Origin of the sequence: Venenivibrio stagnispumantis (genome assembly GCF_900182795.1) — a bacterium.
GTDB lineage: Bacteria > Aquificota > Aquificia > Aquificales > Hydrogenothermaceae > Venenivibrio > Venenivibrio stagnispumantis.
The window spans coordinates 103,678-129,853 of the sequence record NZ_FXTX01000002.1; the positions used below are offsets into that span (position 1 = coordinate 103,678).

26 protein-coding genes and 1 pseudogene are annotated in these 26,176 nt (G+C 28.1%); 16 read left to right on the forward strand and 11 right to left on the reverse strand.

The window, feature by feature from the left end; translation table 11 throughout:
• Positions 1 to 45 precede the first annotated feature (45 nt).
• From QOR43_RS01565 to QOR43_RS01585, 5 genes are read left to right on the forward strand one after another with little or no spacing between them, the layout of a single operon-like run.
• Positions 46 to 1,521, forward strand: coding sequence for a UDP-N-acetylmuramoyl-L-alanyl-D-glutamate--2,6-diaminopimelate ligase (locus QOR43_RS01565; protein ID WP_265133398.1), 1,476 nt, complete (start codon positions 46 to 48; stop codon positions 1,519 to 1,521).
• Positions 1,508 to 2,116, forward strand: coding sequence for a thioredoxin family protein (locus QOR43_RS01570; RefSeq protein WP_265133397.1), 609 nt, complete (start codon positions 1,508 to 1,510; stop codon positions 2,114 to 2,116). The genes QOR43_RS01565 and QOR43_RS01570 overlap by 14 nt, the downstream gene beginning before the upstream one ends.
• A 2-nt stretch (positions 2,117 to 2,118) precedes the next feature.
• Positions 2,119 to 3,243, forward strand: coding sequence for a 1-deoxy-D-xylulose-5-phosphate reductoisomerase (gene dxr, locus QOR43_RS01575; protein WP_265133396.1), 1,125 nt, complete (start codon positions 2,119 to 2,121; stop codon positions 3,241 to 3,243).
• Positions 3,244 to 3,292: 49 nt separating this feature from the next.
• The gene (rseP, locus tag QOR43_RS01580; protein ID WP_265133395.1) at positions 3,293 to 4,615 is read left to right on the forward strand and encodes an RIP metalloprotease RseP; all 1,323 of its coding nucleotides are present in this window, start codon (positions 3,293 to 3,295) and stop codon (positions 4,613 to 4,615) included.
• 41 nt (positions 4,616 to 4,656) lie between these two features.
• A complete protein-coding gene (locus QOR43_RS01585; RefSeq protein ID WP_265133394.1) occupies positions 4,657 to 5,130 on the forward strand; it encodes a DsrE/DsrF/DrsH-like family protein in 474 nt (157 codons plus the stop codon).
• Here the strand turns inward: QOR43_RS01585 and QOR43_RS01590 are convergent.
• From QOR43_RS01590 to rpsU, 3 genes are read right to left on the reverse strand one after another with little or no spacing between them, the layout of a single operon-like run.
• Positions 5,114 to 5,548, reverse strand: coding sequence for a CvpA family protein (locus QOR43_RS01590; RefSeq protein ID WP_265133393.1), 435 nt, complete (start codon positions 5,546 to 5,548; stop codon positions 5,114 to 5,116). The genes QOR43_RS01585 and QOR43_RS01590 overlap by 17 nt on opposite strands.
• Positions 5,549 to 5,551: 3 nt before the next feature.
• Entirely contained in the window at positions 5,552 to 5,992 is a 441-nt protein-coding gene (locus tag QOR43_RS01595) for a GatB/YqeY domain-containing protein (RefSeq protein ID WP_265133392.1), read from the reverse strand.
• Positions 5,992 to 6,192, reverse strand: coding sequence for a 30S ribosomal protein S21 (gene rpsU, locus QOR43_RS01600; protein WP_265133391.1), 201 nt, complete (start codon positions 6,190 to 6,192; stop codon positions 5,992 to 5,994). Before rpsU ends, QOR43_RS01595 begins: the two co-directional genes overlap by 1 nt.
• A 129-nt stretch (positions 6,193 to 6,321) precedes the next feature.
• Between rpsU and serA the strand changes: the two genes are divergently transcribed.
• From serA to trmFO, 10 genes and pseudogenes are all read left to right on the forward strand, one after another.
• Positions 6,322 to 7,911 (forward strand): phosphoglycerate dehydrogenase, encoded by a 1,590-nt coding sequence (gene serA / locus QOR43_RS01605; RefSeq protein WP_265133390.1) that lies wholly within the window; start codon positions 6,322 to 6,324, stop codon positions 7,909 to 7,911.
• 13 nt (positions 7,912 to 7,924) lie between these two features.
• On the forward strand, positions 7,925 to 9,034 hold the full coding sequence (locus QOR43_RS01610; RefSeq protein ID WP_265133389.1) for an inositol-3-phosphate synthase: 1,110 nt from the start codon (positions 7,925 to 7,927) through the stop codon (positions 9,032 to 9,034).
• A 52-nt stretch (positions 9,035 to 9,086) separates the two neighbouring features.
• A pseudogene (locus QOR43_RS08590) lies at positions 9,087 to 9,437 on the forward strand (phospholipase D-like domain-containing protein); the annotation flags it as partial.
• A 177-nt stretch (positions 9,438 to 9,614) separates the two neighbouring features.
• Positions 9,615 to 10,961: an ATP-binding protein gene (locus tag QOR43_RS01615; RefSeq protein WP_265133387.1), complete on the forward strand. Its 1,347-nt coding sequence runs from the start codon at positions 9,615 to 9,617 to the stop codon at positions 10,959 to 10,961.
• A gap of 80 nt (positions 10,962 to 11,041) precedes the next feature.
• On the forward strand, positions 11,042 to 11,221 hold the full coding sequence (locus tag QOR43_RS01620) for a hypothetical protein (RefSeq protein ID WP_265133386.1): 180 nt from the start codon (positions 11,042 to 11,044) through the stop codon (positions 11,219 to 11,221).
• 43 nt (positions 11,222 to 11,264) lie between these two features.
• Positions 11,265 to 12,383, forward strand: coding sequence for a glutamine-hydrolyzing carbamoyl-phosphate synthase small subunit (gene carA / locus QOR43_RS01625; RefSeq protein WP_265133385.1), 1,119 nt, complete (start codon positions 11,265 to 11,267; stop codon positions 12,381 to 12,383).
• Entirely contained in the window at positions 12,383 to 13,555 is a 1,173-nt protein-coding gene (locus QOR43_RS01630; RefSeq protein ID WP_265133384.1) for a cation diffusion facilitator family transporter, read from the forward strand. The genes carA and QOR43_RS01630 overlap by 1 nt, the downstream gene beginning before the upstream one ends.
• Position 13,556: 1 nt before the next feature.
• Entirely contained in the window at positions 13,557 to 14,408 is an 852-nt protein-coding gene (locus tag QOR43_RS01635; protein WP_265133383.1) for a universal stress protein, read from the forward strand.
• Positions 14,405 to 15,283 carry a prephenate dehydrogenase gene (locus QOR43_RS01640; protein ID WP_265133382.1) on the forward strand — a complete coding sequence of 293 codons (879 nt, stop codon included), beginning with the start codon at positions 14,405 to 14,407 and terminating at the stop codon, positions 15,281 to 15,283. Before QOR43_RS01635 ends, QOR43_RS01640 begins: the two co-directional genes overlap by 4 nt.
• Positions 15,280 to 16,599 (forward strand): FADH(2)-oxidizing methylenetetrahydrofolate--tRNA-(uracil(54)-C(5))-methyltransferase TrmFO, encoded by a 1,320-nt coding sequence (gene trmFO / locus QOR43_RS01645; protein ID WP_265133381.1) that lies wholly within the window; start codon positions 15,280 to 15,282, stop codon positions 16,597 to 16,599. The genes QOR43_RS01640 and trmFO overlap by 4 nt, the downstream gene beginning before the upstream one ends.
• A 45-nt stretch (positions 16,600 to 16,644) precedes the next feature.
• On the opposite strand, the gene QOR43_RS01650 is transcribed toward trmFO, so the two are convergent.
• The 8 genes from QOR43_RS01650 to QOR43_RS01685 are packed head-to-tail and all read right to left on the reverse strand — an operon-like array spanning position 16,645 to position 25,620.
• Positions 16,645 to 16,962, reverse strand: a complete 318-nt coding sequence (locus QOR43_RS01650; RefSeq protein ID WP_265133380.1) for a tetratricopeptide repeat protein — start codon at positions 16,960 to 16,962, stop codon at positions 16,645 to 16,647.
• Position 16,963: 1 nt separating this feature from the next.
• Complete coding sequence (locus QOR43_RS01655) at positions 16,964 to 17,272, reverse strand: ComEA family DNA-binding protein (protein ID WP_265133379.1); 309 nt, start codon at positions 17,270 to 17,272, stop codon at positions 16,964 to 16,966.
• A complete protein-coding gene (locus tag QOR43_RS01660) occupies positions 17,269 to 18,396 on the reverse strand; it encodes a DNA double-strand break repair nuclease NurA (RefSeq protein ID WP_265133378.1) in 1,128 nt (375 codons plus the stop codon). The genes QOR43_RS01655 and QOR43_RS01660 overlap by 4 nt, the downstream gene beginning before the upstream one ends.
• A 7-nt stretch (positions 18,397 to 18,403) precedes the next feature.
• Positions 18,404 to 19,186, reverse strand: a complete 783-nt coding sequence (murI, locus tag QOR43_RS01665) for a glutamate racemase (RefSeq protein WP_265133376.1) — start codon at positions 19,184 to 19,186, stop codon at positions 18,404 to 18,406.
• Positions 19,186 to 19,533, reverse strand: a complete 348-nt coding sequence (gene rsfS, locus QOR43_RS01670) for a ribosome silencing factor (RefSeq protein ID WP_265133375.1) — start codon at positions 19,531 to 19,533, stop codon at positions 19,186 to 19,188. Before rsfS ends, murI begins: the two co-directional genes overlap by 1 nt.
• The gene (locus QOR43_RS01675; RefSeq protein ID WP_265133374.1) at positions 19,534 to 20,439 is read right to left on the reverse strand and encodes an outer membrane protein assembly factor BamD; all 906 of its coding nucleotides are present in this window, start codon (positions 20,437 to 20,439) and stop codon (positions 19,534 to 19,536) included.
• On the reverse strand, positions 20,436 to 21,854 hold the full coding sequence (locus QOR43_RS01680) for an Rne/Rng family ribonuclease (protein ID WP_265133373.1): 1,419 nt from the start codon (positions 21,852 to 21,854) through the stop codon (positions 20,436 to 20,438). Before QOR43_RS01680 ends, QOR43_RS01675 begins: the two co-directional genes overlap by 4 nt.
• A 49-nt stretch (positions 21,855 to 21,903) precedes the next feature.
• Positions 21,904 to 25,620 carry a translocation/assembly module TamB domain-containing protein gene (locus QOR43_RS01685; protein WP_265133372.1) on the reverse strand — a complete coding sequence of 1,239 codons (3,717 nt, stop codon included), beginning with the start codon at positions 25,618 to 25,620 and terminating at the stop codon, positions 21,904 to 21,906.
• A 36-nt stretch (positions 25,621 to 25,656) separates the two neighbouring features.
• Between QOR43_RS01685 and QOR43_RS01690 the strand changes: the two genes are divergently transcribed.
• On the forward strand, positions 25,657 to 26,175 hold the full coding sequence (locus QOR43_RS01690) for a tetratricopeptide repeat protein (RefSeq protein ID WP_265133371.1): 519 nt from the start codon (positions 25,657 to 25,659) through the stop codon (positions 26,173 to 26,175).
• Position 26,176 lies beyond the last annotated feature (1 nt).

Sequence of the window (26,176 nt, forward strand, 5' to 3'; positions counted from 1 at the left end):
TAAAAAACTGAAAAATCAATGCTATCTAATGATATAATTATATACATGAAAATAGAAAAAATATTAAATTATGTAGAGCTTTTTTATAAAGGGAATGATAAAGAGATATTACATATTACCCAAAACTCAAAAGATATAAAAGAAAATACATTATTTATTGCCATAAAAGGAACTAAATTTGATGGGCATTCTTTTGTCCTTGATGCTATAAAAAATGGTGTAATTGGAGTTGTTTTAGAAGATAGGCAGTTAGCCGATAAATTAAAAAAAGAGTTTAATGATATAAATATATTTTTATCTGATAACACAAAAAAAGCATTATCTTTTATTGCTTCTGAATTTTTTGAAAATCCTTCAAAAGATTTAAAAATAATCGGTATTACCGGAACAAATGGTAAAACTACAACTTCAAATTTACTTGCTACATATTACGAACTACTTGGAGAAAAAGTAGGAATAATAGGAACTATAAATCATAGAGTTGGAAATGAGATACTATCAGAAGGTATGACAACGCCGGACCATATAAAATGGCAACAATTGCTTAAAACAATGAAAGATAAAGGAGCCTCTGTTGTAGTTGCAGAAATATCTTCCCATGCATTAGACCAAGATAGAGTTTATGCAACAAAGTTTCACGGAGCAATATTTACCAATCTAACCCAAGACCATCTTGATTATCATAAAGATATGGAAAATTATTTTTTGGCTAAAAGAAAATTATTTGAAATGCTTGATAATAACCGGACTGCTTCCATTAATACAGATGATTTTTATGGAAAAAGAATTTACCAAGAATTTAAAGATAGATTAAATATAATCAGTTATGGAAAAGAAAATGCAGATTTTAAAATCGGTGATATAAAACAAGATTTAGAAGGGACAGAGTTTGAATTTATTTATAATGGAGAAAAAAGCATTGTAAAAACAAAATTAATCGGTGAATTTAATGTTTATAATCTTTCTGCTGTAATCTCATTTCTAATAAAAGAAGGAGTAGATAAAGATTTTTTAATAAAAAATGCTGTTAAATTAAATCCGGTAAAAGGAAGATTTGAAATAGTTAAAGGTAAAGGATTTATAGCTGTTATAGATTATGCCCATACGCCGGATGGATTAGAGAATTTGTTAAAAACAGTCAGAAAGCTAAAAAATATAAATAGGGTTATAACAATATTTGGAGCCGGTGGAGATAGGGATAAAACAAAGAGAGCACCTATGGGAGAGATTGCAGAAAGATATTCAGACATAATAATATTAACATCAGACAATCCAAGGTCAGAAAATCCTTTAGATATAATAGAAGATATAAAAAAAGGAATAAAATCAAAAAATATCATCATTCAGCCAGACAGAGAAAAAGCAATAAAAACCGGTATAGAGATGGCAAAAGAAGGAGATATTGTAGTTATAGCCGGTAAAGGACATGAAAATTATCAAATAATAGGAGATAATATTATATATTTTGATGATAAAGAGATAGCAGAAAAATATATAAGGAGCAGAGATGATAATAGATGAAAAAATAAAAGAGCAGTTAAAAAATGAGTTTTTACAGCTTAAAGAACCGGTTAATTTAGTTTTAAAATCAGATAATAGCCAAAACTCATTAAAGATAGAAAAATTACTTGAAGAGATAGCTTCTTTATCCGAAAAAATAACTTTTTTGAAAGAAGATTTTGACACAAAATATTCACCATGTATAGCAATAAACTGGCCTGAGAAAGAAACAGGAATAAGATTTGCAGGTATTCCAGTAGGAGGAGAATTTAAAACATTTATAGATAGTATTATTATGGTTTCAAGGAATGAGTATGATATATCAGAAAGGATTTTAGAGTTTTTGGAAGAGATAGATAAACCGGTAGATATAAAAATATTTATTACAAATAGTTGTGGTTGGTGTCCGCCGGCAGTTAAAAAAGCATACAGCTTTGCCCTTGCTAATGATTTTATAAAAGCAACTGCCATAGATTGTTATCTTTTTCAGGAAGAAGCATTAAAATACAATGTTTCAGCAGTTCCCAAAATAGTTATAAATGATAAAGTTGAATTTGTAGGAGCAAGAGAAGATAATGAATTCCTTGGTTATATAATTTCTGCTATTGAGAGGTAATATTGAAAACAATAGCAATACTTGGTTCAACCGGTTCAGTAGGTTCCCAAACGGTAGATATAGCATTAAAATATAAAGATAAGATAAAAGTTAAAGCTATTTCAGCCTCCAAAATCTCCGAAAAATTGATTAAACAAATAGAAATTCTAAAACCTGAATATGTTTATATAGAAAATCCAAACCAAAAATTAAACAATGTAAAATTATTAACCGGTGAAGATGGCTTAAAAAAGCTTTGTGATTTAGAGATTGATTTATATATAAATGCAGTATCCGGTATAAACGGAATAAAGCCAACATATTATTTATTAAACAACGGAAAAAATCTTGCAACTGCAAATAAAGAAGCAATTATCTGCCTTGGAGAGATATTAAAAGAAAAATATAAATATATATTTCCTATAGATAGCGAGCATTCTGCTATTTTTCAGGTATTAAAAACTGGAAAGAAAGAAGATATAAAAAGAATAATTCTAACAGCATCAGGCGGACCTTTTTTATACAAAGATATAAAAGAGTTTGAAAATATAACAATACAAGAAGCCCTTTCCCATCCAAAATGGAAAATGGGAAACAAAATAACAATAGATAGTGCAACCCTTATGAATAAAGGCTTAGAAGTAATAGAAGCCCATTATTTATTTGATATTCCTTATAAAAAGATAGATGTAGTTATTCATCCGGATAGTATTATCCATGGAATGGTTGAATTTATAGATGGGACAGTAATAGCAAATTTATCTGTGCCTGATATGAGAATACCTATATCTTATGCAATATCTTATCCTGAGAGATGGATAATAGATAATAATTATTTAGATTTTTCAAAAATTGGAAATTTAAAATTTTTAAATCCTGATAAAGAAAAATTTCCTTTACTTGATATTGCTATACAAGCAGGTAAAAAAGGCTCATTTTATCCAATCGTTTTAACAGTTGCAGATGAAATAGCTGTTAGCTGGTTTTTGGAAGGAAAAATAAAATTTATAGATATTCCTGAAATCATTCAGAAAACTATTGAAAAATCAAATTTTAAAACTCCTGAAAATCTTGATGATATATTAAATATAATTGATGAAACAAAGAAATATATGGATAATTTATTAATTTCTATCATACAAAATTGATTATGGATGTGTTATCTTAATTAGTTAATTTTTAAAGGAGGAAGAAAAGTTGCTTAGTTTAGTTGCATTTTTAATAATGATAGGATTACTTATCACGATACACGAACTTGGACATTTTTTATTTGCAAGAATGTTTGGTGTTAAAGTTGAAACATTTTCCATAGGATTTGGCCCACCATTAATTAGATGGAGAGGAAAAGAAACAGAATATCAGATTGCAGCCATTCCACTTGGTGGATATGTAAAAATGTATGGTGAAGATTCTATGACAGAGCCGGTTCAGGGAAAAGTTAATAAAGAAGCTTATAACGACCCCCGTTCTTTCCATTCTAAACCAAGATGGCAAAAAATGTTAATAGCATTTGCAGGACCTTTATTTAATATTATTCTTGCTATTATACTTTTTATAGTTGTTTATACAACCGGCATTACAGAACCGGCTTATCTAACACAGCCGGTAAAAGTAGGATATGTAGAAAAAGGAAGTTATGCAGAAAAAGCAGGCATTCAAGTTGGAGACCAGATTATTAAAGTAAATGGAAAAGAGATTAAAAATTGGAAAGAATTTACCGTAGAAGTTGGGATGAAAGCCGGAAAAACTGTTAATTTTGAAATACTCAGAGGCTCGGAAAAAATTATAATTCCTGTATCTGTTCCGGAAGATATAACAAAAGAAAACATAGGAATATCTCCTATTATAAAGCCGATAGTTGGAGCAGTTATGAAAAACTCTCCAGCAGAAAAAGCCGGACTTAAAGAAAAAGATATAATTCTTGCAGTCAATGGAAAACCTATAAATACATGGTTTGAGTTTGTAGATTATATGCTTTCTTTAAAAGAAAATAAACCACTAAATTTACTTATTAAAAGAGATAACCAGATTATAACAGTTAATTTAACTCCGGAATACAATGAAACAGTTAAAAGATATACCATAGGAATATCTCCACTTTTTGAAACAAAGATTATAAAATATCCATTTGTGGAAGCTATAAATAAAGCATTTGAAAAAACAAAAGAGTTAACAGTTGCAATATATAAAGTGGTTGTCGGATTATTTACAGGAGAAGTTTCTTTTAAAACCCTTGGAGGCCCCATTGCAATAGCCCAATTCTCCGGTCAAGCATTGGAAACAGGTATAACAACTTATCTATTTACCATAGCATTTATATCTCTACAACTTGGGTATCTAAATTTATTACCGATACCTGTATTAGATGGAGGTTTAATATTTATCCTTTTAATAGAAAGTATTATCAGAAGACCTTTACCTGAAAAAGCAAAAGAATATCTTGCTTATGTAGGATTTGCATTGCTTGGAACACTTATGATATTCGTCATTTTCAATGATATATTAAAGGTATTAAGATAATTTATATAATTTTTATATTTTCTATATATGAGGTATATTAAATGGCTACTAAAGTCGGGATTATTGTTTTAAGTGGAACCCTTGATAAAGCTATGCCTGCATTTATCATTGGAACGACTGCTGCAGCAATGGGTATGGAAGTAGGAATGTTTTTCAGCTTTTATGGATTAAATGTTATTCATAAAGAAAAAATGAAAAATCTAAAAGTATCTCCTGTTGGAAATCCTGCTATGCCTATTCCGGTTCCACAGATATTTACAATACTTCCCGGAATGATGGATTTTGCCACAGCAATGATGAAAGATATGATGAAAAAGCATAAAGTTCCATCTATAGAAGAGCTAATAAATCAAGCAAAAGAGCTTGATGTTAAATTATATCCTTGTCAGATGGCTATGAGTTTATTTGGATATAAAGAAGAAGATTTAATAGATGGATTACAAAAACCTGCCGGTGCTGCTACATTTTTAAATTTTGTAAATGCAGGAGAAAAATCCCTTATCCTAAATTTCTAAAAATTTCTATAATTTTAGATTTAGAAACTAAAAGATTAATAATCTGATTATTTTTTGATAGGGCATTCAATAGATATAAAATAGAAAAAAAGATAGCGATGCCGAGTATAAAACCGGCTATCCTATCTGTTATTTTTATATATTTTTTCTTATGGATATATTGTCTCAACGTTATATATAAAAATTGAGAAACAGAAAGAGACAAAATAACAATAAAAATAAATGATAATAAATCAATAATCATTATATTTCCACCAAAAAAATGGGACATAAATACAGATAAAGATTTATGAAAAGGAATAGCAATTAATATACCGGCAATTAAGCCAATATATTTAAAAAAAATATTTGTAAATCCTTTATAAATACCACCTATTGTAAGATATAAAAACAAAGAAAGAAAAGCAATATCTATCATTTTTTAAGATAATTTTTCTTTAACTAAACTACTTACAACAGAACCTTCTGCTCTTCCTTTTACTTTTTCCATAACTGCTTTTATAACTTTTCCCATATCTTTTATTGAAGTTGCATTTAGCTGGGATATTGTTTCATCTATTATCTTTTTCAGTTCTTCTTCTGATAAAGGCTGTGGTAAAAATTCCTGAACTATCTGTATCTCTTTTTCTTCTTTTTGGGCTAAATCTTCTCTATTTGCTTTTTTATATTGTTCTAAAGCTTCTTTTCTTTGTTTTACATATCTTTGTAATATCTGTATAATTTCTTCATCAGATAGCTCTTTTTTTGTATCTATCTGAACCTTTTTTATTTCAGAGATAAGCATTCTGATTGTTGATAATCTATCTTTATCACCGCTTTTCATAGCGGCTTTCATCTCTTCTTGAAGCCTTTGCAAAAGCATTATAACAACCCTTTTTTCTTTAATGCCTTAATTAATCTTTTTCTTGCAGCTCTTTGTTTTCTTTTTCTTTTAACAGATGGTTTTTCATAAAACTCTCTTCTTTTCATTTCTGTAAGAATACCTTCTTTTTCACATATCTTTTTAAACCTTTTTAATGCTTTGTCAAAACTCTCATTGTCTTGCACATAAACTACAGCCATTAAATCTTAAACCTCCTAATTTAAAATTTTTCAATATAATAAGATAACATTTATTTTAAAATTTAGCAAGGAGTTTTGATAAAGTGTATAATATTTTAAAAACTTTTTATCAGGAGGAAATTTTTAAAAATGTTTAAAGTATTGATTACGGAAGATATTTCAAAGGCAGGTATTGATATTTTAAATGCCGATGAAGAGATTGAAGTTGATTACCAACCGGGAATTAAATGGGCTGAGCTATTAGAGATTATAAAAGATTATGATGCAATAATAACAAGAAGTGGAACACCTGTAAATAAAGAATTACTTGATAGAGCTGAAAAATTAAAGGTAGTAGGAAGAGCCGGAGTAGGAGTAGATAATATAGATTTAGAAGAAACATCAAAAAGGGGTATCTTGGTAGTAAATACTCCCGGAGCAAATACTATCGGTGCTGCCGAGATAACTATGGCTCATTTATATACAGTATTAAGAAGATTACATCTTGCTCACCAATCTATGTTAAATGGCGAATGGAATAGAAAAAAATTTATGGGTGAAGAGCTTGATGGTAAAGTTGTAGGCATTATAGGACTTGGAAATGTTGGAACACAGGTTGCAATTAGATGTAAAGCTGCCGGAGCAAAAGTTATTGCTTATGACCCTTACATTCCAAGAGAAAAAGGTGATAAATATGGTGTTCAGATAATAGATGATTTACATGATTTAATAAAAATGAGTGATATTATAACCCTTCATTGTCCTCTTACAGAAGAAACAAGAAATATGATAAGCAAAAAAGAATTTGAGTTAATGAAAGATGGAGTTTATTTTATAAATTGTGCAAGAGGTGGTATAGTAGATGAAGAAGCTTTATATGAAGCTATCCAAAAAGGAAAAATAGCCGGACTTGGTCTTGATGTTTATTCAAAAGAACCACCGGATGATAAAATAAGAAGATTATTTGATTTTCCAAATATAAGCTTATCTCCACATATTGGAGCAAATACTTACGAATCTCAAGATAATGTAGCAATAAAAGTAGCCCAGTATGTAATAGCAGCTCTAAAAGGAGAATTTGTGGAAGCAGCTGTAAATGCTCCATTTACAATAGAAGAAGGATTTGAAGAGATAAGAGCATACCTTGAGCTTTCTGAAAAACTTGGAAGCTTTTTAACCCAATATGCAGGTGGACATTATCAAGAAATTCAGATAGAAGTAAGAGGAACTATCGCAAAACATTTAAAACCGATAGTTGCTTATGTTTTAAAAGGATATTTATCTCCTGTATTAGATAGACCGGTAAATGTGGTAAATGCTTTATTCTTAGCAAAAGAAAGAGGAATCAATATTATAGAATCAACAAGAGAAGCAGGTCTTAATTTCAAAGAGTTTATTAAAATTACTGCAAGAAACAAAGATAAAGAAGTATCAGTAGGTGGAACTGCTTTATATGATAAATTCCCAAGAATTATGATGGTTGATAATTACTGGATAGATATAGAACCTCAAGGTGTAATATTAATGTTTGAAAATAAAGATGTGCCGGGAGTTATCGGAAAATTAGGAACATTACTTGCAAGACATAATATCAATATTGCCGGTTTTAGACTTGGAAGATTGGAAAAAGGAAAAATAGCCCTTGGAGCTTTACAACTTGATGATAGATTAAATGAAGCAGTTTTAGAAGAGATACATCAAATTCCGGAAATAATAAAAGCAAAACAAGTTATATTATAAGGAGGAAATAAAATTGTCCGAGAAAAAAATCAGAGTAGCAATTGCTGGTGTTGGAAATTGTGCAAGCTCCTTAATACAAGGAATTTATTATTACAAAAAAAAGCAAAATATAGAAGCCAGCGGTTTAATGCATGAAGAAATAGGCGGATATAAACCGTGGGATTTAGAAGTTGTAGCCGCTTGGGATATAGATGCAAGAAAAGTTGGATATGATGTTTCAGAAGCTATTTTTAATTTACCCAACTGTACAACTATATTTGAAAGAGATATCCCACATATGGGAGTAAAAGTTAGAAAAGGAAAGGTTTTGGATGGATATCCAGAACATATGAAGAACTATCCACCGGAAAATGCCTTTGTTTTATCTGATGCAAAAGAAGATAGCCTTGAAACAGTAGTAAAAGTTTTAATAGAATCAAAAGCAGATGTATTAATAAATTATGTACCGGTAGGTGCCGAACAAGCAGCAAGATTTTATGCACAGGCGTGCCTTGAAGCTGGTGTTGCTTTTGTAAATTGCATGCCAACATTTATTGTATCAGATGAAGAATGGGCAAAGAGATTTGAAGAAGCAAATATACCGGCAGTTGGCGATGATATAAAATCTCAGGTAGGAGCTACAATTACCCATAGAGTATTAACTCAGCTTCTTTTAGATAGGGGAGTAAAAATAGATAGAACATATCAATTAAATGTTGGTGGAAATACTGACTTTTTAAATATGCTTGAAAGAAGTAGATTAGAAACAAAGAAAAAATCTAAAACAGAAGCAGTTACTTCACTTATACCTTACGGAATAGACCCAAGGAATGTCCATATAGGCCCAAGTGATTATGTTCCTTGGTTAAAAGATAAAAAACTTGCATTCATAAGATTAGAAGGAAGATTATTCGGTGATGTTCCTATGAATATAGAACTTAGATTAGAAGTAGAAGACTCACCAAACAGTGCCGGAGTAGCAATAGATGCAATTAGATGTGCAAAAGTAGCTCAGGATAGAGGCATAGGAGGTCCTTTATACTCTATATCTGCTTATACAATGAAACATCCACCTATCCAGTATAAAGATTGGCAGGCAAGAGAGATGGTTGAAGAATTTTTAGCAGGATTAAGAGAGAGATAAAAATGGGAAAGTATTAAACAAAAATGAAATTTTAAATACGATAAAATGGCTTATTTCAGAAGCAAAGAATGAAGTTATAATACTCTCTCCTTGGATAAAAGGAGAGAGTTTTGAAGAAATAACAAAAGATATAAAACAAGATTTAAATATAACAGTTATAATAAGAAGCTCACAATTTTCAGATTTTAATATAACAGACCCAAGATTTTTCAAAAAAGCAAAAGAATTAAATGCAGATATTTTTCTAAATCCAAAACTTCATGCAAAATTTATAATAATAGATAAAAAAATAGCTTTAATATCTTCTTCAAATATTACACCATCGGGTTTATATGAAGATATTGGCAATATAGAAACTGCAATATTAACAGAAGAAAAAGAAGAAATAGATAAATTAATAAACTATTATCAAGAAATAAAATCAAATTCCATTTATTTAAATAAATCAATAGGCATAATTATAAATTCAGAAAATCCATATCTATCAAAAGCTATAATATTTTCCCAGATACAAGAACAATCTTATATAAAGATAGAAACAGAAAAAGAAACAATATACGGTAGAATAACTAATCTTAAAATGTTAAATCCTTCTTTCTTCATTACTCAGCAGTTAAATTATCAATCTGATAAAATAATTCCATTATCAGATGAAGAAAAGTGGAATTTATCAGCTATATATTCATTTTTATCAGAGAATAATCAAAATATAAAGATAGCAGATATAGAGATATTCGGTAAAATCAATAAAACTCCTTCTCCAAAAGAAGAAAGCATATTCAATCAAAACTTAACCCCTATACCACCAACCACATTTATATATCCAATGGAAGAAAAAGATAATCTTATATTTAAAATAAATCATGCCGGATATATAATGGGCTCTCCGATTAAATTCGGAAAACTTTTAACAACAGATATAGATATATATTTAGATTTAGATAAAATTGTTCCTATGCATATGGCAGTTCTTGGAACTACCGGTTCAGGAAAAACAACCTTTATAAGAAGATTTTTAGAAAATATAAATGAAGAAAGGATAAAGATTTATATATTTGATATATATCAGGAATATTCTAAAGTCTTAAATGTGGATAATAAAAATATTTTGGCATTTAAAGATAGTTTATTCCCAATAGATATTGGAGATATTAAAGAGTTATTAAAAAATTCAGGGATTGATTTACAGGAAAGGTCAAGGGAAGAAAAAGCAATTTTTAATTTATTTAGAAAATATATAAAACCGGATTTAGATTTAATAGGTTTTAATCAAAAAAATCTAAAAGAAATTATAGAAGAAGCCTCAACAATAAGATTTTTAGAAAGAGATATAAAAGAGCAAATATTGGATTTTATATCTATCTTGATAAAAGATTACTCAGAAGAGGCAATAACATCTCAAAAAGAAAATATAGAATTAATAAGAAAATCCTTAGATGCCACGGAAAAATTCATCATATATGATTTAAAAAATATAAATAATATAGAATCAAGAATAAATATAGTAGGATTAATACTTAAAGAGATATTCAGAAAAGCCCAGCTAACAAAGGAAAAATCTTTAATAATCTTGGAAGAAGCCCATAATTTTGCACCGGAAAAAGGTTTTGGAGAGATACAAACAGGAAGAGAAAATCTTGCTTTCATAATGGCAAAAAAAATTGCAACAGAAGGAAGAAAATTTAACCTCGGACTTGTAGCAATAACCCAAAGACCGGCAAATATAAATAAATATGTTCTTTCCCAGTTAAATACCCAAGTTATTTTTAAATTAATAAACAAAAATGACCTTGATGCTGTTTCTATCTTTTTTGAAAGCAATAAAGAAGATATATTTAACTTACTTCCTTTTTTAAAACCGGGAAGCTGTTTCATAACAGGATTGGCTGTTCCGTTTGGCATTTTAGCTAAAATAAAACTCGGATAAAAATGAGAAATATCATAATATTCTGCTATTCTTTCTTTTATTATTTTAATTGAAACTAAATCTCAATTTAAGGAGGAAAAATGGCAACAAAAGAGATAAATAAAAAGATTGAAGAAATATCTAATCAATACTGCGAAATTATCCAATCTTTAAATCCGGAAAAAAGAATCAAAGCTTTTGAAACATTTTATAAAACTATAATTTTACTTCAAGAAATACAAAAATTTGAGGCTGAAAATTTTGTGAAAACTAAAAGGTAAATATGTTAGAATAATAATGTATTTTTGATGGAAGAGGTTTAAAATGAAAAGAGCAATTTTAGCCTTGGAAGATGGGCATTTTTTCTTTGGATATTTATTTTCCGGAAATGGAGAAACCGGTGGAGAAGTTATATTCAACACATCAATGACAGGATACCAAGAAATCCTTACAGACCCTTCTTATAAAGGACAGATTGTTGTAATGACACCTTCTGAAATAGGAAATTATGGAACAAATGAAGAAGATATTCAATCAGGAAGAGTCTGGGTAAATGGATTTGTTATAAAAGATTTATCACCTATTGCTTCAAATTATAGGGCAACAAAAAGATTACAGGAATATCTTAATGATAATAATGTGTTTGGAATATACGGAGTAGATACAAGAGCCGTAGTAAAGATACTTAGAGAAAGAGGAGTAATGAAAGGTTATATAGGAACAGATATATCTCCGGCTAAGGCAGTAAAGAAAGCAAGGTCTATTCCGGATATATCAGAGCTAAATTTGGTAAAAGAGGTATCAACACCATCAATATATAAATGGGAAGAAGGAAGTTGGGAATGGGGCAAAGGATTTAGAAAAAATATAGAAAAAAAATATAAAGTTGCAGTTATAGATTATGGTGTAAAAAGAGAAATTTTAAGATTACTTGCAGATAGAGGATTGGAACTTATATGTTATCCTTATAATGTTTCTGCCGAAGAGGTCTTGGCTTCTAATCCTGATGGAATATTTTTATCAAATGGTCCCGGAGACCCTGCTATCCTTACTTATCAGATAGCACAGATAAAAAAATTGATAGCATCTGAGAAACCTATATTCGGTATATGTTTAGGGCATCAGCTTCTTACTTGGGCTTATGGTGGGAAAACATATAAATTAGAGTTTGGACATCATGGCGGAAATCATCCTGTAAAAAATTTAAAAACCGGCAAGGTAGAGATAACTGCACAAAATCATAATTATGCAACAGATGAATCTTCAATACCTCAAGATATTGAAATAACCCATATAAATTTAAATGATAACACAATAGAAGGAATGAGACATAAAAATTATCCAGTATTTTCCATACAACACCATCCGGAAGCTGCACCAGGGCCACATGATTCCCATTATATATTCGATGAATTTTTAAAACTTATAGAGGAGACTAAATAATGGTTGCACAAAAAAAGAAAGAAAGATGGGTTCTTGGTTCACTTTTACTTAATGGTTCATTAACTGTTTTAAAATTTATATTTGCTATTATTACAGGTAGTCTTGCACTTATGGCAGAAGCCATCCATTCTCTTTCCGATTTAGTTGCATCCGTTATATCTTTTATATCTGTTAAGCTATCTGCAAAAAAAACAAAAGATTTTCCTTATGGACTTTATAAATTAGAAAATATTGCATCAATTATTATAGCCTTTTTCTTATTTTTTGCTGCTTATGAAATATTAAAAGAAGCTTTTTTTAAACATGAAGAACATCAGATACAAAATCCCCAGCTGGCAATATTTGTTATACTTGTAGCTATGATAGCTACATTTATTTATTCAAGACTTGAGATGAAAGCTGCAAAAGATTTAAATTCGCCAACACTTCTTGCAGATGCCCATCATATATGGGCTGATTTTCTATCTTCTTTAATTGTTTTAATTGGTTTAATTAGTATATATTTTGGATATAATCTTGATAAATATGCAGCGGCAATTGTTTCATTATTTATATTTTATTCCGGATTTGATATATTAAAAAATGGAATAAAAGTTTTACTTGATGTTTCTATACCGGAAGAAGAGATAAATTTTATAAAAAATATAATTTATAAAAATCCGGCAGTTGTGGAAATAAAGCAGATTAAAGGAAGAGAAGCCGGAAGCCATAAATTTTTAGAAATAGAACTGCTTCTTCATAATTATGGACTTAGAGAAACCCATAAAATAGTTGATGAAATAGAAAGAGAAATAAGAGAAAAAATACCAAATATAGATTCTATATTTATACATTATGAGCCGGTAAGACAAGAAGGTTTAAGGTTGGCAGTTCTTACAGATGAAGATGGAAAGGTTAAAGATTTTGAAACAGCAAAAGCTATAGCTACAGTGGATATAACAAAAGATTTAAAAATAAGAAAAAATCCACCTATATTTACAGAGAATGTAGGAGAAATTTTATCAAATATGAATTTAGATGTTATAATATCAAAAAACCATCCTGCAGATTTTAATCTAAGATGGAATATAGTAAAAGCCGGTATCTTAGTTTGGGAAACAGAAGAAGAAGATTTAGATAAAGCAATAGAAGAGGTTATTAACTCATATAAGAAATTTTTAAAGGAGAAATAAAATGGTGATAAACAGAATTTTAGTAGGTTTAGATGGTTCTAAAAATTCAAAAATTGCCGGTGAGTATGGTATTTATCTATCAAAAAAATTAAAAAGACCTGTGGTTGGTGTTCATATTATTGATATCAGATTATTAGAAGGTCCATTTTTGACAGATATTGCAGGAGGACTTGGATTTACAGTATATTCAGATTTATTACCTAAAATAAAAGAGATATTGGAAACAAAGGCCGAAGCCATACTTGATGAATTTGTAAAGGAATGCAGAGAAAAAGGTGGAGATTGCACCATAGCTCAAGCTTACGGTATCGTTGTAAATGAAATAGTAGATATGGCAGACCCGGATGATTTAATTATAGTAGGAAAACATGGAGAGCATCCTGAATTTATTCCACTTCTTCTTGGTTCAACTGCAGAAGATATAGCCAGAAAATCTAAATCTCCGGTAATGATTGTTCCTGATTGTTTTAAAGAAATAAACAACATATTACTTGCTTTTGATGGAAGAGAAAAATCACAGCACGCAGCAAGTTATCTTTATAACTTAGCAAAAGAGCTTGGAATTAACAATATAAAAGTAATATCGGTTTTATCTGATATGGTTAAGGATAAAGATAAAGAAGAAATGATAAAATCCCAATTAAAAGAGATTTTAAAAGATTTATCTTTTGAGATTATTTTTAGATACGGTGAGCCGGAAGAAAGAATAATGAGTTATTTAGATGAAAATAAAGATTTAGATTTAGTTGTTATGGGAGCTTATGGAGAAAGCAGAATAAGGGAACTTATTCTTGGAAGCACAACTTCTTATATTGCAATAAATTCCAAAATTCCGGTATTACTGGTGAAATGAAAGATTTTGGCAACTTTAAGAATGTTTTGATTATAGGGCTTGGCTTAATAGGTGGCTCCCTTGCATTATCTTTAAAAAATGAAGGATTTAAAGGTAAAATATACGGCTTTGATTTAAATAAAGAAAGAATAAAAAAAGCATCAGAGCTAAATGCAATAGATGAAGGATTTGATAAATTTGAGGATATAAATTGGCAAGATATAGATTTAGTTATACTTGCAACCCCTGTAAAAACATTTGAAAATATAGCAAAACAGATAAAACCATTTTTAAATAAAGACACAATAATATCAGATGTTGGAAGTGTAAAAGGAGAGCTTGTTTTAAAAATATCCAAGATATTACAGCCTAATATTTTTTTAGGAGTTCATCCAATAGCAGGCACAGAAAAAGAAGGAATAGAAAATGCAGTTATAGGATTATTCAAAGGAGCAAGGCTTATTATAACACCTTCCGAAAATATTAATCAGGATATATTAAAAAGAATTGAAAAATTCTGGAAAGATTTAGGCTCAAAGGTAGAAATTATGGAGCCATATTTACATGATTTTGTTTTTGCATCTGTATCCCATCTGCCCCATGCAGTAGCATTTGCCCTTGTAGATGCCCTTATAAATCTTTCAAAAGAAACAGGAATAGATTTGTTTAAATATCCCGGAGGAGGATTTAAAGATTTTACAAGGATAGCTGCAAGCTCTCCTACGGTATGGAAAGATATATTCTTAGAAAATAAAAAAGATGTGCTACACACAATTGATGAATTTATAAAATCTATGAATAAATTAAAGGAAGCTATTGAAAAAGAAGATGAAGATAAAATATTAAATATACTATCAGAAAGTAGAGAAAAAAGATTATCATTGGAGAAAAGTTGAAAAAAGTAGCAGTAATAGGTGCAGGTCTTGCAGGAAGCGAGGCAAGTTATAAAATAGCTCAGGCTGGATTTAAAGTATCTCTTTTTGAGATGAGACCAAACAAATTAACACCTGCCCATAAAACACCATATTTTGCAGAAATAGTTTGTAGCAATTCATTTGGAAGTTTTGACCAATATTCTGCTTCCGGTTTGTTAAAAAAAGAAATGGAGATGCTTGATTCTCTTTTATTAAAAGTTGCTTACAAATACAAAGTTCCGGCAGGACAAGCCCTTGCAATAGATAGGGAAAAATTTTCAAAAGAGATAACAGAAATTTTAGAAAACCACCCAAATATAAAAATTTATAGAGAAGAAGTTAAAAATCTTCCGGATGCAGATATAATCATCATAGCAACGGGGCCTCTTACATCAGAAGATTTATCCTTGCAGATACAAAAACTTACAGGAAGCGAATATCTATATTTTTATGATGCAATAGCACCGGTTGTAGATGCAGAAACGGTAGATTATTCAAAAGGTTTTTGGGCTGATAGATACTCAAAAGGAACCGGAGATTATTTTAATTGTGTCTTAACAGAAGAAGAGTATGAAATATTTTATAATGAACTTTTAAAAGGAGAACAGGTCCCATTAAAAGATTTTGAAAGGGCTGTATATTTTGAAGGATGCTTGCCTATAGAAGAAATGGCAAGAAGAGGAAAAGAAACATTATTATACGGGCCGATGAAACCGGTAGGATTGATAGACCCAAACACCGGTAAAAGACCTTTTGCAGTAGTCCAGCTAAGAAAAGAGAATATAGAAGGTAGTTTATTATCCCTTGTTGGATTTCAGACAAAATTAAAATATAACGAACAAAAAAGAATTTTTAGATTAATACCGGCATTAAAAGATGCAGAATTTGTAAAACTTGGCTCTATTCACAGAAACACATTTATCCAATCCCAAAAAGTATTACTTCCTACATTACAGCTAAAATCAAATTTAAATATTCTTTTTGCAGGACAGATAACCGGAGTTGAAGGATATATGCCATCTGCTGCAACCGGAATAATTGCAGGAATAAATGCTGTAAAATTACTAAAAAATGAAAACCCTATAATACTGCCTAAAACCACAATGATAGGTGGGCTTATAAATTATATAACTACAGCAAAAAATGAGCTTCAACCAATGGGAGCAAATTTTGCCCTTTTACCGGAGCTTGATAAAAAAATAAAAAATAAAGAAGAAAGAAAAAAAGCAAAAGCCCAAAGGGCTATTCAGGATATGGAAGATTTTATTAAACAAAATTTGATAGATACATTGCAGTAACCGTATCCATAGTTTGAATATGATTGTAAAGCCTATGTTTTTTATTTATAGAAAATTTTTAAGCTGCTCTACCTCTTGTTTAAATTCTTCAACCATAGTTGGATGGTTAAATTTCATAGCTTTTTTTATACCTTCTTCATAGGTTTCAATAGCTTTTTCTAAATTTCCAATTTGAATGTAGCATTGGGCAAGTGTTCTGTAAGCCGCTCCCTGGTCTTCATAAAGAGATAGATATTTATTAAATATCTCAATTGCTTCATTATATTTTTTATTTTTATAAAGTTCCATAGCATAACCATATAACCCAAGAGGATTATTCGGGTCTTTTTCTAATGCCTTTTTTAGAACTTCTAATCTATCCATTTTATTTTTCCACCTTTATAAAATATTTAAATTTTTTAAAATTTCTTATATCTGATAACTCATTTATATTTTTATAATATCCTAATTCTTCTCTTCTTTCTATGATTTTTATTGCAGTTTTTTCCCCTATATATGGTATTTTTTCAAGTTCTTCAATATCGGCTTTATTTATATCTACTTTTAAATCTTCTATATTTCCTTTTTTCTTAAATAAATCCAAATTAAGTATGTTAAATAGTATGTATAGCATTAGAATTATAGATAATGCATTTTTTTGAAGGTCTAAAAGCTGAGAATCAATCTTTATCATTCTAACCCTTCTCTTCCGGTAATTTGTGAAGAAAAACCGAGGATATTTTCAATTAATTTAAAATCATCTGATTTTATTCTTACTTCTTTATCTACAAAATTTAGAGGAAAAGGATATCCGTTTATTTCATAAAAATGAAGTATATCAATTATTTCTTCTTGTGAAATTGTTTCCATATCCGGATTTTGATAAACTTCAATTAATGATATTATTTTTTTCTCTCCATATTTTGCATAAAAATATTGTAAATCTATATCTTGTAATTTAAATTTTACTTTATCTTCATATATTTCCGGAAATTGCCATTTTATTTTTTCAACATCTATATATAATTTTTCGGTATATCCGGTTTCTTCAACAAATTCATAAAATATTCTAATATCCGGCACAGATTTATTAAAAATTTTAGTATCATCGGAAGTTTTTGCTACACCAAATATTAAAGGTTTATAATCTAAATTTAATAATTTTGATAAAGTTATAAGTAATTCAAAATAAGCTATTTTTGCAATTATTGCTTCAATTATATCTCTTCTTATTTCTATATTTTGTTTTTCCAATTTTTTTAAAATTTTGTCTTCTAAATTAAATGCAACTATTTCTTGATTATCTTTTTCAACTTCTTCAATAAAATATGAGGCTATTTCTGAAAGTTTTTCATCTATATCTTCTTTTATAAACCAATCTGCTTTTGGAAATGGTGTTATAAATCTACTTGATATTGTTCCATCTAATATTATGATATTTGGCTTATTTTCTTTTGATAGATTATAAAGGGCTTTTGTTTCTGATAAAAACATAACTAATTTAAAATAAGCATCTGCAAAGTTGCTATTTTTTATAACAGATATATCTATATCTCCTACGAATTTTTCTGCTTTTATATTTTCATTTTCAAATAAAATAGAATATCCACCAAATACATAAAGATAAAATCCAAGGTAATGTTTTTTGTTAAAAGAACCATCTGAAACAGCAACTTTTAAATCTGTAATTGGCTTTGGCTTATAATTTTGCCATTTTGATAGGACTTCCTCTTTTCTTAAAGATAAATCAATTTTTTTTAGAATTTGGGATAATTTATTTTTTTTTCTTTCTACTTTCTCAATTAGTTCTATTCTCATATCTTCCTCAAAGATTACATATTTGAGAAAGCTCTATTTTTTCTGTTTTTCCTTCCGGAACTAATAAATTTTTTAATTTTTCAAAAGCCGGTGATTCATCTGTTATATATATATGCTTTATTGAGTTTTCTTCTGTATTTATTTTTAAATTTTTGATATGTGAAACTATATTTTGGGAAGAGTCTACTATGCTAATATCCGGATATATATTTTTAATTGTATCTTTTAAAAGTGGGTAATGGGTGCATCCAAGGATTAATGTATCTATACCTTTATCTATAATTTCTTGTAGATATTCTTTTATTACAAGCTTTGCTATTTGGTTATCTATCATTCCTTCTTCAACAAGAGGGACAAATAATGGACAGGCTTTTTGGTAAAGCTCAATATCTTTATCAAGTCTTTCAATTGCTTCTTTGTAAGCATTGCTTCTTATTGTTGCAATTGTGCCGATAACTCCTACCTTTTTATTTTTTGTTGTTTTTACTGCCATTTCTGCACCGGGAATAACTACACCAATAACCGGTATCTGTAAATATTTTTTTAAGATATCAAGGGCATGGGAAGATGCAGTATTACAGGCTACAACCAATATATCCACATCAAAATTTTTAACTAAAAAATCTGCACATTCTATACTATACCTTATTATAGTTTCTTTTGATTTATTACCATAAGGAACCCTTGCAGTATCTCCAAGATAGTATATATCTGCTTTTGGAAATGCTTTCGCAATTTCTTTAAAAACTGTTAAACCACCTATACCTGAATCAAAAATGCCAATACTCATTAGCTTACCTTATATTCTTTTTTAGGCGCATCTGACCATAGCCATTCAAGTTGATAGTAATCTCTAAGTTCCGGTATAAATATATTAACCATAATATCGCCGTAATCTATGGCTATCCATCTTCCTTCATTATAACCTTCTATGTGGGAAGGATATATCCCTTCTTTTTTAAGTTCTTCTGTTATAAAATCACAGATAGCTTTTGTATGTAGTGGCACAGAGCCGGAAATTATTATCATATAATCAGCAATAGGTGAAATTTTTCCTATTTCAAGAACAACTATATTTTCACCTTTTTTTTCAGAAGCTTTTTCTACTATTTTTTCTACAACTTTTTCTGTTTCCATCTATTTTTCCACCTTACTTAATAAATTTTCTGCATCTTTTTTATACTTAGAGTCAGGAAATGCTTTTGAAAATAATTTTAATATATCTATGGCTCTTTCTTTTGATTTTTCAATTCTTTCATTTAATAAAGCAAGATGGTCTTCTATAACTTTTTTTCTATTTATCATTGCATTTTTTGCTTCTAAATCCTGTTCTTTTTCAATAGCTTTTTCTGTATCTTTAAGATATTCTGTATATTTCTTTATCTCGTCTTCATACTGTTTTTTTGCATTTATTAAATTATAAGCAAGTTTATAAGCTATATAATCTTTTTCTATATAATCTTTATATTTTTCATACACATCGGAATAATATAATGAAGCAGAATAAAATTTTCCATATTTTTCATAGGTATCTGCTATATATATAAGATGTTTTGCTTTTATCTCTCTTGCCTTTGCTATTACTTTTTTGGCTCCATTTACAAACTCTGAATCAGGATAACTATCTAATATCTCCTGTGCTTTTTCTTCTGCTTTGTTTATATAGGTTATATCTCTTTTATAATCTGGAGCAACGCTCAAATAAGAAAGAGATAATTTGAATAATGCTTCCGGAACCTTTGGTGATGTAGGATAAAGAGATATAAACTCTTCAAACTCAACAATTGCATCTACATATTCCTCTCTTTGATAATAGCTATCTGCAAGGGCAAATCTTGCTTCCATTATCTGCTGTGGTGTTACTCCTTCTGCAGAAAAAATTGTTTTTCTAAGTTTATCTTTTGCTGTTTTGTAATCTCCGGATTTATAAGCCTGCATTGCTTGTTCATATACATTACCGGAATAAACCATATTTTCTTTTTTTGAAGCACAGGATATTAATATAAAGCTACTAACTGCACAAATAATTAATTTCCTTTTCATGATATTTTCTCCAATTCAAATTTATCTACCATTAATTTATTATTATACTCTATTGAGACAATATCTTCTAAATTTAAATTTTTTATCAGTTCTGAAACAGATTTTGCTATTTTTGGATTTATTTTTATAATAAGTTTTACAAATGGCTTTAATTGATTTATTGCTTTTTCTATTTCAAATAGGACAATATCTTCGGATTTTATAAATCCTTTTCCATTACAAACAGGGCAACTTTCTGATAGCTGTTTTATAAGGCTTTCATCTATTTTTTTTCTTGTCATCTCAAGAAGACCAAGCTCTGTTATGCCTTTTACTTTTATTGGTCTTTTATCTTTTTTAAACTCTTCCTTTATAAAATTTATAAGGGCTTCTTTATGTTCTTTTTGTTGCATATCTATAAAATCTATAATAATGATACCGGCTAAATCTCTAAGTCTTATTTGGTAGGCTATCTCTTTTGCTGCCTCTAAATTGATAGAGTAGGCTAAATCTTCTAAATTTTTTTGTTTACAATAACTTCCACTATTTACATCTATGACGGTGAGAGCTTCTGTTTCTTCTATTATAAGATAAGCTCCACTTTTTAGCCATACATAAGGTGATAATATCTTATTAATAATTTTATCTATCTGATATTGGTAATATAAAGATTGTTTTCTTTTTCTGTAAGGTGTAAGTTTTATATTAACATTTGGAAAATTTTTTGTTATATATTTTTTTATCTCTTTTAATATATTTATATCATCTGATATTATCTCTTCAAATTCGCCTGCATAATCTCTTAAAATTGAGTATGCCTTAAAGCTTTCTTCATAAATCAAAGAAGGTGCTTTTTGCTTTTCTGCAGATTTTAATATTTCTATCCATTCCTGTTTTAGATGTAAAAAATCTTCAATTATTTGCTGGTCTGTGGCTTTTTCTGAAGATGTTCTTATTATAAAGCCATATTTTTCTTCATTATAAGGTTTTAGTATGTTTGATATATGCTCTTTTAAATTCTCTCTAAATTCTTGGTCTTCAAATTTAGATGATATGGATATTTGATTTTTTAATCTTGGTAATAAGACTAAATATTTTCCCGGTATTGCTATTTTGCAAGATAGTTTTGCTCCTTTTGTGCTAACAGGTGAGCGTCTAACCTGAGCTATAACAGTATCTCCAACTTTTAAGTTTTTACATTCTTTATCTTCTTTACATAAATCTTTTACAGGTAAAAAAGCTTCTTTATCTTCACCTATATCTACAAAGTAAGCATTCATAGCAGGAACAACTTTTTTAACTTTTCCTTTATATATATTTCCGGTTTGTTTTGATAATTCCTTATCTTCTACTTTTAGTTCCACCGGAATATTATCTTCCAAAATAAGATAAAAAATACTCTTCAAAGAAGAAGTTATCACTAATTTTCTATTCATATCTGTATCTCTCTTTGATTAAACATAACAATGAAAATTTTATCATAAATTAAAAATCAAAAGGCAGGCTAAATGTTATATCTAAGCCGTGGGTATTATTTTCAAAAGATTTAAATGTTATAGATGTTCTTTCTGATGTTTTTACTCCAAATTCATACCATCCTATATAATTTTCAAATTTTGATATAGGTTTTGATAGGGCTATATATAATCTTCTGGATAGATATTTTTGAGCGTATAGAGAAAATGTAACACCTTCTGTTGGATTATAAGATGGTATAACATTAATATTTACACCGGTTCCGAATAAGCCTTTTTCTTCTTCCTCTTGTTTAGTAGGAACTAATGTTTTTGCCACTTCTCCAACGATACTGAATATTGGTAGTTCTTCAAATTGGCTTGGGGCTCTTTTCAAAAGAAGCATTGTTAATATTTCATCTTTTGTTTTAGGTGGTGTAGAATAAAAATCATATTTTAAGTTATTTATATTGCCGTAAATATTAATAAAGATAAAATTACCGGATACATTAGTAGAAAGTCTACCGTTTATATATGGTTCATTATTTATTATTTTTATACTTGCAAAATCTATATTATAAATATTTTTTAGAAAATAAACTTTTCCATAAGAAATATTAATATTGCCATTTATTATTGGTTGATATACCGTTCCGGTTATTGTTATTTTACCATCGACAAAAGCTCTTCCCCAATCTCCTGATATTTCTATACTTGATGCAGATTCTACATCTATATTTAATTTAATCTTTTTAAGTATTTCCGGTTTTCCTTTCGTTTCCTTTTTCTCTAAATCTTTCAGATTAATATTAACTTTTCCTGTCGTTGTTATTAAACCAATCACGGAATGCTCTTCTTTACCTGCAATTGAGATATTTGTATTAATAACTCCCTGATATAATTTTTCATATTTTACAGGAATATTACCGGTTATCATAGATAATTGATAATTAAAAGGTTTAAGATTTATATATCCCATAATTAATGCTTTACTTCTTCCAAATACTGTTTTTGTATCTCCTTCAAGATAAAGATTTACCATTTTATCAATTTTTATATCTGTTTTATTAAAATTGATTACTCCTTGTGTATAAGGTGTTTTTATACCTACATTTTGACCGTATATCTGAAGTGATATATTTTCCGGAATTTTATCTATTGTATCATTAAATTTTGCAGTATAATTTAAATCTGTATTAATATTAACAAACTGAATAAGCTCTGATGTTAATTTTTTATCTATCTTACCATTTGCATAAAAGTTTAATTTATTTTCAGAAAAATTATAAATAAGATACTCAATATTTCCTGTTAATGTTCCCATATGATATAGTTTGGATATTTTCAGCTGATTTTTATCAAAACTACTGCTAAATTGTGGAAATAAAAGAATTGGAGTGAAATCCTTAGATACTTCAAGATTTTTAGCATATATACTTCCTTCTAAATTTTCTGTATTAGCTTTTAGATTTAAATCTTGGAGTGATAATTTTATATTTTGAAAAGATAGTTCAAACTTTTTTGTATCTATATTTAGTAGATTTTGCTTTAAATCTAAATTATAACTTAAGATATTTGTATCTTTATTAATCCTTAGTTTTGCAATACCGGATAATTTTTCAAAACTGCCATTATGGGAGATTAATATATTTGATGCTATATCTTTTTTGTTTATATCAATATTTGTATTTCCATTTATTAATTTTTCCTTAAGATTCATATTTAGATTTGAAATCAAACTGAATTTATCAAAATCTTTTAATCCTTCTATATTTAGCTCTGTTTTTATATCACCATTTTTTAAAAAGATTTTACCTTCTACATTAGAAAAATCCTTGAACTGCTTTTTATCAAAATTTATAGTTAAATCTTTTTCTTTTGGATTAATAAAACCATTTATATTTGTATTAATTGTATCATTTAGCTGGGTTATTTTTACCGATGAATTTATATCTTTAAGGGTTATATTATAATCTTCTTTCTCATCTAAATATATATTTATCTTTCCAGAAGTTTTTAAAGGAGATATTTTAGAAAATATATCCGGTAGAAGATTTTTAAGATAATTTTGGGCTATTTCTCCATCTGCATTATTTAAATCTAAATTTAGTTTTAAGCTAAATGGTTTTAGGTCTATATCTATATTAGATTTGATACTTTTGTCTATATTTGATGCATTTATATTTATTTTATCATTTTGCATATAAAAATCAGCTTGAATATTATTAAGATTTATCTCTTTATAAGAGAAATTTTTTGCAAAACTTTTCAAAGAGATTGTAAAGTTTTCTCTTTTTAAAGATAGATTTCCATTAATATCAAGATTAGATTTTATACCTACATCTTTTGTAAAAATCAGATTATCTATATTTATATTTTTCCCATCTAAATTAAGATTTATCTCTTTATTTTTTAATGATACATTCCCATTAACTTTTAAAACTGCCTTATCCGACAGGATAGCATTTATTAATGTTTTATCATTTTTTATATCCGAGTTTATATCTATCTGTGCATTATTAAAATTAAGTCCTATAAAAGATAATCTATTAGCTTTTATTTTTAGATTAATCAACTCTTTATCTAAATAATATTCTCCATCTATATTTGCAAAACCATTTATAGAACTAAGAATTTCATCTTTTGATTTTATAAAATCGGATATTTTTATATTATCTGCCCAGAAACTAAACTTTTTATCTTGAAGTTTATAATCTATTGTAGCTAAATCTGTTTTTGCTTTACCCTCTAAGCTTAATGTTTTATCTATTTTTATATCAGTTTTATTTTTAATATTTTCAAAGATATAATCTTGAAAAGAAAATCTATCTATATTAGAAACAAGCTCAAATCTACCTTTATTTTTATCTGTATCTATATAACCTTTTAGTCTATTATCTGCTCCTTTTATCTGTATATTATCAATATTTATTAATCTTGTATTTAGTTTTGTTTCTATTTTAAATTTTTCAAATTGATAGCCATTAATATCTATTTTTGCAGTATTTCCATTTAGATTAGCATTTTCTATTTTTAGAAGCTCTGAATTTAAATCTCCTGATAATCCTAAATTAGTATCATCTGATAGACTAATATTTATTAAACCATCTATCTTGCCATAATCTGTGGATATTTCTGATTTTAAGTTATTTAGCTTTAATTTATCCGGATATATGATAAAATCTGTTTTATCCACTTTCTTAGCTAAAATTTTATATTTATCAAATACTACATTAAAATTATTCCAGAATATCTTGTTCTTTTGATTATAAATATTTTCAGCAGAAATGTTTATGGTATCTTTATCTTTTTTAATATCTAAATTAAAGTTTTTTATATTTACAGATGAGTAATTGGTAAGAAGGTATATATAATAAATTTCCGGTATTTCTGTTGTTTTTTCTCCAGTTGGTATTGATATATAACTTCCGGTTATCTGATTAATTTTAATATCTGCTAAATGATTTTTATTAAATAAATTTTTCCAATAAAAATCTATATAAATATCTTTTAAATTTATATCTAAATCTTTACTTTTTATGCTAATATAACTGCAAGATATGTTATGTATATTTATTTTGCAATCATCTTTTATATTAATTCCATAAAATTTTAAAATATCTTTGTAGTTTGTAATTATATATAAAATCGTAAGAAGGAAAAATAATATAATTGATAAAGATAAAAAAATCTCGGTAAAAATATTTAAAAGCCTATTAATAAAATTTTTCAGTTTAAACTTTTTCATATTATAATTATAATATAAACAATGGAGGTGTCTAAAATGAGCACAGAAGCTTATCATCTTTTAAACAAAGCAATTCAACAATATGAGAGGGAGAATTATGAAACTGCTATTGCTCTTGTTGATGAAGCTATTTTAATAAGTCCTGAACTTCCTGAACTTCATTATTGGAGAGGAAAAGTTGCAGCACTTGATTTAAATCAAGAAAGTCTTGAAGTTGCTATTGTGGAACTTTCGGAAGCTATAAGAAATAAACCGGATTATGCAGAGGCTTATTTTGAAAGAGGAAAGGTTTATATCCAAAAAGGAGAGTATGAAGAAGCAAAAAAAGATTTAGAAGAAACCATAAGGTTAAACCCAAAAATAAAAGAAGCTTATTCATTGCTTGCCCAGATTTATCTAAGAGAAGGAAATGATGAAAAAGCTATGGAATATCTGAATAAAGTAACAGATAAAAAAGGTGATGAGAGATATTATTTTTCACTCGGAAAAATATTAAATGCATTGCCACTTAAAGAAAAATTAATAAGATTTATAAATGATTTATATACAAAATAGA